The 11,735-nt window shown below is 54.9% G+C and carries 8 protein-coding genes; 1 reads left to right on the top strand and 7 read right to left on the bottom strand.

The genetic code is table 11. The features are described from left to right. Positions 1-16 precede the first annotated feature (16 nt). The 6 genes from DFP90_RS13980 to xrtA all read right to left on the bottom strand — a co-directional run bounded on the left by DFP90_RS13980 (position 17) and on the right by xrtA (position 9,327). A complete protein-coding gene (locus DFP90_RS13980; protein WP_115937111.1) occupies positions 17-1,132 on the bottom strand; it encodes an acyltransferase family protein in 1,116 nt (371 codons plus the stop codon). A 119-nt stretch (positions 1,133-1,251) separates the two neighbouring features. Continuing rightward, complete coding sequence (locus DFP90_RS13975) at positions 1,252-2,295, bottom strand: polysaccharide deacetylase family protein (RefSeq protein WP_147301014.1); 1,044 nt, start codon at positions 2,293-2,295, stop codon at positions 1,252-1,254. A 94-nt stretch (positions 2,296-2,389) separates the two neighbouring features. Next, positions 2,390-3,373 (bottom strand): UDP-glucose 4-epimerase GalE, encoded by a 984-nt coding sequence (gene galE / locus DFP90_RS13970; RefSeq protein WP_115937109.1) that lies wholly within the window; start codon positions 3,371-3,373, stop codon positions 2,390-2,392. Between the two features lie 47 nt (positions 3,374-3,420). Beyond that, positions 3,421-6,222, bottom strand: a complete 2,802-nt coding sequence (prsT, locus tag DFP90_RS13965) for an XrtA/PEP-CTERM system TPR-repeat protein PrsT (RefSeq protein WP_115937108.1) — start codon at positions 6,220-6,222, stop codon at positions 3,421-3,423. 34 nt (positions 6,223-6,256) lie between these two features. Beyond that, entirely contained in the window at positions 6,257-7,606 is a 1,350-nt protein-coding gene (gene prsR, locus DFP90_RS13960; RefSeq protein WP_115937107.1) for a PEP-CTERM-box response regulator transcription factor, read from the bottom strand. 185 nt (positions 7,607-7,791) lie between these two features. Next, complete coding sequence (gene xrtA / locus DFP90_RS13955) at positions 7,792-9,327, bottom strand: exosortase A (RefSeq protein WP_181905354.1); 1,536 nt, start codon at positions 9,325-9,327, stop codon at positions 7,792-7,794. 299 nt (positions 9,328-9,626) lie between these two features. On the opposite strand from xrtA, the gene DFP90_RS13950 reads away from it, so the two are divergent. Then, positions 9,627-10,841: a TIGR03087 family PEP-CTERM/XrtA system glycosyltransferase gene (locus tag DFP90_RS13950; RefSeq protein ID WP_115937105.1), complete on the top strand. Its 1,215-nt coding sequence runs from the start codon at positions 9,627-9,629 to the stop codon at positions 10,839-10,841. On the opposite strand, the gene DFP90_RS13945 is transcribed toward DFP90_RS13950, so the two are convergent. After that, a complete protein-coding gene (locus DFP90_RS13945; protein ID WP_115937104.1) occupies positions 10,817-11,719 on the bottom strand; it encodes an XrtA system polysaccharide deacetylase in 903 nt (300 codons plus the stop codon). The two genes, DFP90_RS13950 and DFP90_RS13945, sit on opposite strands and share 25 nt — an antisense overlap. Positions 11,720-11,735: the final 16 nt, after the last annotated feature.

The following is an 11,735-nucleotide window of genomic DNA, read 5'->3' as shown; positions in this document are numbered from 1 at the left end:
ACGGTCGTCAGGCCGTCTATTCCTGTACCGCAGCCGTCCGCCGGAACCTGATTTTCCGGACAAAGCTGCGCCCCGGTTTTTCAATCAGGTGATAAAGGATCACGGACGAAACAAATACCGCCGCCAGATAAACCAGGATCACGCCCCATCCAGCCTGACCATCATCCGGGATCAAGAGAAACTTCACCCAATCTTTGACGAAATAATGGAACAGATAGGTGGAATAAGAAATCACCCCGAGATAGACAAAAACCGGATTATTGAACAACCGCGGCCAGATCAGGCGCGGATCGGAAAGCCCCAGGATCAGCATGACAAACCCTGCCGGCAATAACATGAAATCCGGCAGATCCAGAAAGACCGTCATCAATACCGTCGCGGCAAAACCCGCCAGGTAAACCGGCCAGAGTTTGATGGTCCAATGGCGCGTCACCAGAAAGAATTTACAGGCCACCATGCCCAGGGCAAACTGGATCACACAGCGGACCAGACCATATTTCTGAATATTTTGCCCAATGGAATCGGTCCCAAATGACCAGAAAAGCAAATAAATCACCAGCGCAATGGCCACAATGGCAGGCACCAGGAAGCGTTTAGAGCGTAAACAACCCTGAACCAGCAGAACCAGGAAAGGAAAGACCAAATAGGCAAACCATTCGGTGCTGATAGACCAGGCTGGTATATTCCAGGCCAATGTTTCCGACCATCCCCAGTTTTGCACCAGAAAAATCATCGCAACATAATAGGTTGGATCATAGCGCCCGCCGATCACACCATCGCTGGAGAAGAGATGGATCGCCAGCGGATTGACCAGAAAAATAAGACAGACCGTCAAATGCAACGGGTAGATCCGGGCAAAGCGGGCGACCATGAATTTCCGGAAACCATCCAAGGTCAATTGCTCAAAGAAACGCGCATAATTCAAAAAGAGCACAAAGCCGCTAAGGATGAAGAACAGATCCACCGCCAGATAACCGCGGGCAATGAAGTCCGAGAACCAGGTCGGCACCAGAGGATGAAAATAGAGATGAAAATGATAAAGAACCACCCACCAGGCCGCCACACCGCGCAGCCCCGTCAAAGGCATGATTTCCGGGATGGATTTTTTGTTCGGCATTGCGCTTTCAACCATTTGTCTTACCAGCGCAACCCGCGCAGCCCTGCATCGCTTAGAGAAAAACCGGAGACCTTATACCGGAAAGAGGATCGTGAATCAAAACCCGGATTCCCTTTACGCCGAAGACCGGTCAATCACGATCTCGCGGCAACAATGTCCGCCCCGGCGGTTCCGGCGGACAAGGCCTTTTTATGAACCGCCTGCAAGGTGGAAAATTCTCCGCCAATCTCATCCCGGAAAAACTGGAGCACCTCACGGATCGCCACCAGGAACCGGTCCAGATCCGCCCGTGACTGCACATAGGGCGTGTGACCGATCGAAAGTGAGGGACTGTGATAGGTCAGAGAAAATACCTGCTTCCCCTGGCGCCGCATCGACAACAACAGACGCTTTTGGTCCTCCACAGTCATCCCTTCCGGGGTTAAAGCGATACGCTCGACCATACCGGTAACGGACAGGACCGAGGGAATGCGAATCTTCCGGGACCAACCGGCATCGAAAATGCCTGACAGCCTGCGAGGGAATGCACCAGATGCGACCCCCGAGAGGCCTCTTGTTAGCGGTATTTCCAAAATGGACTGACCATCATCGAACCAGAAAGGCTGGTCGCAACAACCGATGAAGGACGGTCCGTCTTCATGGGCATAGCTGGTGTGGGGCACATAACTGCAATCAATCTCATACCCGTATTTCTTCAGGATATCGATGGTATTCGGTCCCACACCATAGCGCCCCGCGCGGAAAATGGTTGGTTTTTGTCCAAAAACCTGGGTGATCGACTGGGTGATGAAGGCGATCTTTTTTTCCTCCAACTCACGTGGCAGATTGCCATGAAAAGAGTTGAAGACATTCACTTCCTCTTCGTAAGGCGGGGTCACCCAGGGATGTAAATGCGCACCGATGGAGCATTTCCCCTGCGCTTCGAGATTGGAGAGGAACCCCACGGCTTCGTCACTTTCAACGATGCACTGATCCACGCAATAGGTCGGCTCGACACCGAAATCCTCATAGATCTCATGCGCCCGTGCATTGTCTGAAAAACTGGAGATCCCCCGGCTGGACCGGTCAAATGGCTTTCTCCAGTCAAATTCTTCCTCGGCATCGACCACAACCAACAGGACAGGTGCTTCCAACTCCCCCAGATCGGCCATGCGGTGCCATGACTCAATTACCGCCATCTCTCACTTTCTGGCCCGAACCGCCCGCAGGGCGCTTGGGCAAATTGCCTGGCTTGCCTGCGCGGCCCGGTTCACGGACTGTTTTCACCGCCATTCAATCGGCGCTTCGGGTTTCCCATGCATAGGCCGTTTTCACAATATGATCGAGATCATCATGCTGCGGTTTCCAGCCCAGGGTTTCAAGAATTTTGCTGTTTTCAGCATAGATGCTGACAATATCGCCATCCCGGCGCGGCCCGTTGACGACCGGAAGATCACGACCGGTGTTCTTCTCAACCGACTGGATCACTTCCCGGATCGAAAAACCACGATTATAGCCACAGTTCAGGATCGTACTCTCACCATTATTTTCAAGGTAACGCAGCGCGGCCAGATGTGCTTCCGCCAGATCCGTGACATGTATGTAATCACGGATGCAGGTGCCATCCGGCGTATCATAATCATCGCCGAAAACAGTAAGATTCTCCCGCTTGCCGCAAGCCGCCTCACAGGCAACCTTGATCAGGTGGGTAGCATTGGGTGTCGATTGGCCGGTGCGACCTTCCGGGTCGGCACCCGCCACATTGAAATAACGCAGGATCACATGTTTCAGGCTGGACGCGCGCGACAAATCCGTCAGCATCTGTTCGGTCATCAGTTTCGAATGGCCGTATGGAGAGATCGGGCGCAAGGATGCAGCTTCGGTCACCGGCAATTCTTCGGGCTCTCCGTAAACGGCCGCGGTCGAGGAAAATACGAACCGATCAACCCCGGCTTCCGCACAGCAGGCCATCATATTGCGGCTGTTGACCGTATTGTTCGCATAATACCCCATGGGATCCGCCAACGATTCAGGCACGACCGTGGAGGCGGCAAAATGAAGAACCGCCTCGATCTGATGGTCGCGCAAAATTTTCAGAACCAGATCCCGGTCTCCGGTACTGCCCTCATAAAAGGTGGCATCGCCATGCACCAGCTCCCGGCGGCCGGTAGAGAGATTGTCCAGAACAACGACGGCATACCCCGCTTCAAGCAAGGATAGCGTGACATGGCTTCCAATATAACCGGCACCACCGGTCACCAGCACAGTGCGTGTCAATTATTCCTCCTAAAGACCGTGTGAGCCTGGATCGGTGATCCAGGGCATCAATTAAGTTTTTTCAGCAAAGCTTCCGCATCACCGCGATCGGCAAATTTTGCGGGCGATTTCACAATTTTCTGCAACAGCTTTTTTGCTTCCGCCGTCTGCCCCTGCGCATTCAACAAGACCGCATAGTGATAGGCAATTTCCGCATTATTGCCGGCTTCCACATAAGCCCGTTTCAAAATGGCCGCGCTTTCCTCAGTCTGGCCCGCCTGATACAACAGCCAGCCATATGTATCTGCAACCACAGCGGCCTGGGACGATTTTTCATAGGCCTGCCGCGCCATCGCCAGCGCTTCCGAATTGCCCTGACGGCCATAGATCCAGGCCAGGTTGTTCCACGGCACCGGATCTTCCGGCTTCAGCTTAGTCATGGTCAGATACAAGGCTGCCGCACCATCCATATCCTGGTTGTTCAGTTTATAATTGGCCAAGGCCATGATGCTGTTGCTGTCTTCGGGATTGGCCGCAATCCAGTTTTCCAACCAGGCCGCCCCTTCACTATTCTTACCTGCCCGGCGCATTGCATTGAAATAGACCGGTGCCAATCTCGTTTCCGGATCCTTGTCGATCAAATCCTTAAGGATGCTCAGACCATCGTCAAACTGTTCAGACCGGATCAACAGGGCTGCCCGGTTCATCTGCAACTCATCGGGATCGCTTATACCGGTAGTCTGCTTCAACTCGTCAATCGCCGCATCTACGCCGTCTGTTTGCAGTACCAGATTCATCAACCCCACACGGGCCGGTTCGAAATCTTCCGAAATCCGGAGGGCTTTCCGGTAATGTTTCCGGGCCAAGGGAAACTCCTTATTGCGCTGATACATGCGCGCCATATTCAGATGGACCGGCGCATTTTCCGGCGCAAGCCGGGCCAGGCGATTCAACGCCGCCAACGCTTCATGTTCTTCACCAATGGCAGTGGAAGTCTGGGCCCAGGCTTGATACCCCTGCGGCAGCTCCGGAAATTTGACCGACAGCGTTTTTGCCGCCGAATGCGCCTCCTTGGTCCGGTTGATCCTCATCAGGAACTGAACCAGGTCATATTGGTGCTCCGGCCGGTTGGGTTCCAACCGGATGGCTTCGCGGATCAGACGCTCGGCCTCCATGTCATCGGCCTGCAATTCCGCGATACGCCCCATTTGACGAATGGCGGTCGCATTTTTAGGATTGATCTTGAGCAGCCTATCCAGTTCTGAACGGGCCTCTTCAAAATCCCCCGTTTCAATCAGCAGCGTCGCCAGGTTCAGCCGTCCCTGCTCGAAATCCGGATAATTGGTCACAACCTTGCGATAAAGTGCCTTCGCCTCATCAGTCTGGCGTTCGATCCGCTTGATATTGGCGCGGTAAAAGTCCGGCAGAGGCGTGTCCCCCAGCTTTTCCTCCAACTGATCGACAACCGCCAGCGCCTTATCCATTTCACGGGCCCTGAGATGGATCAGAACCAGCGCGAATCCAACCTGTTCTAGGTTCTCGCCCTCGTCGATCAGAGCCTTGAGGCCAGCAATCGCCTGTTCCTGATTGCCAAGCCCCATCTGGCTTACCGCAGACTGCGTGCGCAACATCACATTTTCCGGATTGATGGCCTGCGCACGTTCAAAGATCTCGGTCGCTTTCTGATAATCACCATTTCGGGTATAAGCGTTCCCCAACAGAATCAACGTACCAAAATTCTGCGGTGCTTTTTCAACCGCGGTCTCCAGGCTGCGTATCGCCTCCTCAACTTTGCCCATCTGCAACAAAATGGCACCATTTAGGGAATGGCCAAGCGCATTTTCCGGCTCCACCTGCTGATAGAGATCGATGTAATTTTTTGCCTGCTCCACATCCTGCAGGGCGAATTTGATATTGGCCGCCAGATAGAGGGCCGGTGGCAAACGGCGAAGGCCATCCCCCAGCCCTTCCAGCACATCATCCGCCTCCTTGAATTTGCGGTCGCGGAAAAGCAGCATCGCCTGCAGGAAATTGCCGGACAAATGCCCCGGCGCCTTGCTCAGGATCTGATCAACATCCCGCTGGGCCGCTTCCAGGTCATTTTCCTCCAGCAAGACCAAGCCCCTGCTGACCAGGGACGGCAGATGGTTCGGCTGAATACCCAACGCGCGGTCATATAGGGATTTGGCTGAATCCAGATCCAGCTCGATCCGGCGCAGCTCCCCCTTTTGAAACAGGATTCGCGTATTGGGTTCGTATTTTGCCAGGAACTCATCCAACACCCCATCGGCGTCCGTTTTCCGGTCCTGTTGAACCAGGATCGTGGCCAAAATGGAGGTGGATAACGGGAAATCCGGTTTTGCCGCAACGGCCTCTCGGGCCATTTCCTCAGCAGTGGCCAGATCCTTCAGAACCAAATGCGCCTGGGCATGAAGTGCCATCAACTGATGTTTCTTATCCACAGGCACCAGATCAAGCGACGTTTTCGACAGCGCATCCTCGGCCCGGTTCGCCAACAACAAGGCTTGGGCATAAGGCACCTGGATCAGTTCTTCATCAATGCCTTTTTCCAGGGCTCGCCGGATCTCCTTTTCCGCAGGGTCACCCTGCCCGACCAAAATATACAGCTCCCCCAATTGCAACCGCAATTCCGGTTCATCCGGATTTTTCCGAATGGCATTTTTCAGCTGGATGACCGCCGCCCGGAGGTCACCCTTTTCCACATAGGCTTTCGCCTCGTTGGACAGCTCCAACGCCTCACCGGTGAGCGCTGCCATGGCCGGCGAAGTCAGCGCCAGCGCCAGCGCGGTCGCACAGGCCATCGTCAATTGCCTGACCCGGCCAGAATTCTTCTTGAACATATCAGCCATTCTCTCTCCCCCTAGTTTCCAAGCCCCGGGCGCCTTAGCGCTCTAAGCCAAGATTGCTCATCAAGTCATACAGGGTTGGACGACTGACCCCGAGGATCTTCGCCGCAACAGAAACGTTGTTTTTGGTGCTGGCAAGCACGCGCAGAACCAAATCCCGCTCTGCATCTTCCCGCACTTCGCGCAGGGTCGGGAAGACTTCCATGGCTTCGTCATCCGCTTCCGGAATACCCAAATCCTCGGTATCGATGAATTTGTCATCCGCCATGATAATGGACCGCTTTACCTTGCTTTCAAGTTCCCGGACGTTGCCCGGCCACCCATAGGCATTGATCGCCGCCAGCGCACGTTCAGTGAACCCTTTGAGGGACCTGGCAAATTCGCGGGAATATTTATTCATGAAATAGCGCGCCAACAAAATCGCATCGCCTTCACGCTCACGCAGCGGCGGGATCTCAACGGTCAGATCATTGAGCCGGTAAAAGAGATCCTCGCGGAAGGTTTCTTCCTGGATCATGCGTTCCAGCTTCCGGTTGGTCGCTGAGACCACATGAACATCCACTTCTATGGGCACTCGCCCGCCAACACGCTCGAACGTGCGGTCTTGTAGGAAACGGAGCATCTTGGCCTGCAGGGAAATCGGCATGTCGCCGATCTCATCCAGAAACAATGTTCCGCCATCCGCCTGCTCGACCTTGCCGATAGTCCGCTTGATCGCCCCCGTAAAAGCCCCTTTTTCATGGCCAAAAAGCTCACTTTCCAGCAGGTTTTCCGGAATTGCCGCACAGTTGATGGCAATAAAGGGTTTGCCGGATCGCGGACTGATTTCATGAATTGCCTGGGCCAGAACCTCTTTGCCCGTCCCGCTCTCACCCGTGAGCAGGACATTCACGTCCGATTTCGCGACCCGCTCGATCGTGCGACAAAGCTTGAGCATCGGCGCACTTGCCGCAATGACCCCGTTCAGCGGCGACGATACCGTGCCTTTGGCAAGCTTCCGGTTTTCCTTCTCCAGCTCGGAAAGATAAACCGCCCGCCGGATAATCATTTGCAGGACATCCAGATCCACCGGTTTTGGATAAAAATCATAGGCGCCAAGCTCGATCGCCTTCAGGGCATGGGCTTTTTCCTCGTTGCCGGAAGAAACAATCACCTTGGTTTCAGGGCGGACCGCCTGGATGGCCTTGAGGGTCGCAAGCCCTTCTGTCGCACCATCCGGATCAGGTGGAAGCCCCAGGTCGAGAATCACAACTTGCGGTGCTTCCTTGCGAACCACCGCCATGGCCTCATCCTGATTGCCTGCGACGAAAACATCGTGATCTTCCAATGCCCAGCGCAACTGACTGCGCAGGCCTGCATCATCTTCAACGAGAAGCAGCTTACCCATAAAATCTACCTTCCAGCACCCCGGACCCCGTATGTGTTTCTACACATTTGGAGATCGAATTCCAGCCCCCTGCCATCCGACCTACGGTTCCCGATGACAAAACCGGGAACGAAATTTGCTCCACCTGTATCGCACTAGCAATAACAGGTCACACCACCTGTCGGCAAGTCGCCAGGTCCACCTTGTCAGGCCCCGCTTTCAACGATTATCGCCCCTTCCAGAAGCGGGCCGATTAACGCCCCGTGGCTCAGCAGCGCCTGGAGTCGGGCACGCACCGTTTGCAGATCATCATTCACGGGTGTGGACAGCGCGATAAAGGCGGTCCGGCGATCACCATTCAGCAAAGTGGTTTTTGCCTGATACAGTTTCGCAACTACGGGCCTCTCAACATATACGCCATCCGTCCAATACCAATGCCAGACCAGGCGACTGCCGCGTGCGGAGGCGATATGGCTCTCGATCACTTTCACGTTATCGCCGTCAACTTGAACCTCGCGTACCTGGTCCGGTGCAATCTTGCCGAGTTTTCGGTCATAGAAGGTGTTGTTATAGTTAATAATCTCGCGCCCTGGTGCCTGGTTGGCATAATATGCCACATAGAGATCCACCGGCCCTTCGGACAATTCGTATCGCCGCAGGTCCGTCCCATGGGCTGTTGCAAATTGGGGGGACCAATCCGACGGCGCACCATAGCCTTTTGCCGGGCCAATCTGGTCAGGCAGGCCAATATTCACATGAAAATCGCCTTCCATCTGCGCTTTCAGATAATTGGCATAAGCCGACGGCAACGCGATGACACCAAGTGCCGCCATAGCCGCGACCACTACAGTTCGTGATAGCGGGAGGGCGAGAATGCCTGCCCCTATCCCATCCTGCGGCTTCACCGGCGGATCCTTAAAAAGTCCGCCAAACCAGATCATGACCAGCACAACCAGGGCAAAAAATCCCCAGCCCCAGGTGAGATGATCGCCGCCAATGCCGATATTCTGGCCGCCATAATGGTTAAAGCCGACAATGACCGCCACACGGATACCGTTTGCCAGGATCGCCACCAGCATACTGACAAAGAAGCAGATCACCCGCTTTCGATAGCTGTCATAGATCATATAGCCATAAAGCAGGGACAGCGCCGCTGCCGCCAACAGGAAATTCAAACCGGAACATTCGGGGGCGACACGATAGAGCCCGCTCGGCACCTCCATCAGGAAACCATTTACAAAAAGCGGAATCCCGGTCATCCGGATCATCGGCACAGACAATTCCAGAGTGATCAGCTGCAGATAAGGGATCAGGAAATCCCACATGGGCGGCATCAGCCAGAGATACATGATCGGAAACATCATCTGCCGGGACACACCACGTCCCAACAGGGTGAACAGGCCGCTCTGCAAAAGACCGATGAAGGTCAACTGGCGGCCAAAATCCACATCGGCCGCATCGGCGATCAGCCAGCCCAGACCAAAACCGGCACATAACAGGATGCCAAATGGCTCGATCCGCTGGCGGGTGCCGGCCAGCCGGTGGCGGTCGGAAAAGACCAGATACAGGCTGATCAGCGGTATCAGGAAAGCATAATTGTAGGTGGAATTCTCCGACCAAATCGTCACCATCGCCAGCGCCGTGGAGCCGTAAAGCACCAGGAGAACCGCAAGCACGGTGAGCGCACTGGCAATCAATACCGCCGCACCATTGAACGATTGCGTCGCTACGGGTTTACCCATTTCCAACATTTTCCTGTCCGTTTCACCGCCCGCGATCGCGGACCCGCCCCAAAATTACAGGCGTTTCATATGATTTTAAGGCAGTTGGATCCCGCCCCCCAATGACGGATCAGACTAGACCAAAATAGGGAAGGAACGTCAATTGCCAAGTCACCCGCCGCTGCCCTGGCGATTTCTATGCCAGGCCCCCGGCAAGCGCGAAACTGTCGGGATATTTTATATTGGCTTCCCCGGAGGGTATCGCTACCTTCTGCCTGTTCCGATTTCCCATGACCGCCGCAATACAGGACTAAACTCCCATGTCGCGTCCCCAACTGCTTTTCCTTGCCCAGCGCCTCCCGTTTCCGCCGAACAAGGGAGACAAGATCCGGTCTTTCAATTTCCTAAAGCGCATGGCTGAAGATTTTGACCTGCATATCGGTACCTTCATTGATGATCCCGAAGACTGGAACCATGTGGACGGTTTGCGCCCCTATTGCAAAGACCTGAAGGTCTGTGGCCTGAACCCAAAGATCGGAAAACTGCTGAGCCTACGGGGTCTGTTGACCAACGAACCGCTGACCCTGCCATATTTCCGCTCTTCCGCGTTGCAGGACTGGGTGGATCAGTTGCTCGAAAAAGAACGACCAGAGACGGTGTTCATTTTCAGCTCCTCCATGGCCCAATATGTCATCGACCATCCCAAATGCCCGAAACGCGTCATCGCCGATTTCGTCGATATTGATTCGGACAAATGGCGGCAATATGCGGAAGCCGAAACCGGTTTGAACAAAATGATCTATGCCCGCGAAGCCCGTCAATTATTGCGCTATGAGCGCCGCGCCAGCAGCGCGTCCGATGCGGTCACCTTTGTCTCTGACAAGGAAGCCGCCCTCTTCCGCGCGCTCAACCCGCAAAACGAAACCAAGATTCATGGGGTTGAAAACGGGATTGATGCCGAATTTTTCTCGCCCGACGCCGCCATGGAGACCCTTCTGCCATCGGAGCACCCCGCGGTAACCATGACCGGGGCAATGGACTATAAACCCAATGTGGATGGCGCGGTCTGGTTCGCCAATGAGGTGCTGCCTGAAATACGCAAAGCCATTCCGGATCTTGCCTTTTACATTGTCGGCAGCTCACCGGCCGCCCAGGTGCAGGCCTTGACGCAGATCGACGGGGTGACCGTCACCGGCCGCGTAGAGGATGTGCGCCCCTATATTAGGGATGCCGCTGCCATTGTCGCCCCGATCCATATCGCCCGCGGTATCCAGAACAAGGTTTTGGAAGGAATGGCCATGGCCAAAACCGTCATCACAACGCCTCAGGCCTACGAAGGTATTGAGGCACGTGTCGGCGAAGAAATCATCGTTACCGAAGGCGTTGGTGATTTTGCCCAATCCGTGGTCACTGCTGTTACCGGCAGTCAAGACGGGACCATGGGGCTAAAAGCCCGGTCCCGTGTCATCCAGGATTACAGCTGGCAATCAAAATACGAAAAAATGAAAGGTTATCTGGACGGAACCGCTTCCTGAAGAGGCTCAGCGGACGGGGCCGGGCGTTTTTCAAGAAGGTCCGCGTAAACCTCATCCATCCGGCCCCAGCGGAAATCCTTCATCAACCGTTCCAGACGGCGTTCCATGCGCCCCAGATTGAGATAATGCCGCACCCGGGTTTTCAGGGAGATCCCCGGCACTTTCGGTTGGTCCGGGTCCACTTCCCAGGGATGGAAATAGAAGTTTGCCGACTGATTGTCCGCCTTCTGCATGGTGCGCAGATTATGCCGGAACAGCATGTAGGGGAAGAGACGGAAATACCCGCCGCCGCCGCAGGGTATATTTTGGCCCTTGCGGACCACCGTGGTGACCGGAATCTCAAGAATGCCGTTTTCGCCGCGCGGTCGATAGGCAAAGCGGGGTGAATCCGGCATGCCATATAGGTCATGCTTCACCGGATTGATGGAAGAGCTGTATTGATAGCCTTCTTCACCCAGGATATCGAACGCCCACATATTCTTCTTGCCGATAGAAAACGTCGCCGCGCGATAGCCTTTCACCTCCGCGCCGCCGGCATCTTCCAACAACGCCTTGGCCCGTCGGATATCCTCCCGGAAAACCTCCGGTTCCTGTTCGTCAGCCCGGTAATGCGCCATACCATGGCTGGCCAGTTCATGACCGTTTTCCACGATCCGGCGGATCAGTGCCGGATAGCGTTCCGCCACCCAGCCCAAGGTGAAGAATGTGCCTTTGACCCCGGCACGGTCAAACAACGCCATGACTTTTTCCGTGTTGCGCTCCACACGGGCTTCAATACCGTCCCAATCCTTGCGGTCGATTTGGCCGAAAAAGGCTTGGACTTGGAAATAGTCCTCCACATCGACAGACATCGCATTCAACAGATCAGATGACATCATTCTCTCCTGGGAACGG

The organism is Aestuariispira insulae (assembly GCF_003385955.1).
Taxonomy (GTDB): Bacteria; Pseudomonadota; Alphaproteobacteria; order UBA8366; family Aestuariispiraceae; genus Aestuariispira; species Aestuariispira insulae.
Note: the sequence above shows the minus strand (reverse complement) of the source record. Positions and strands in the feature narration are given on the sequence as shown.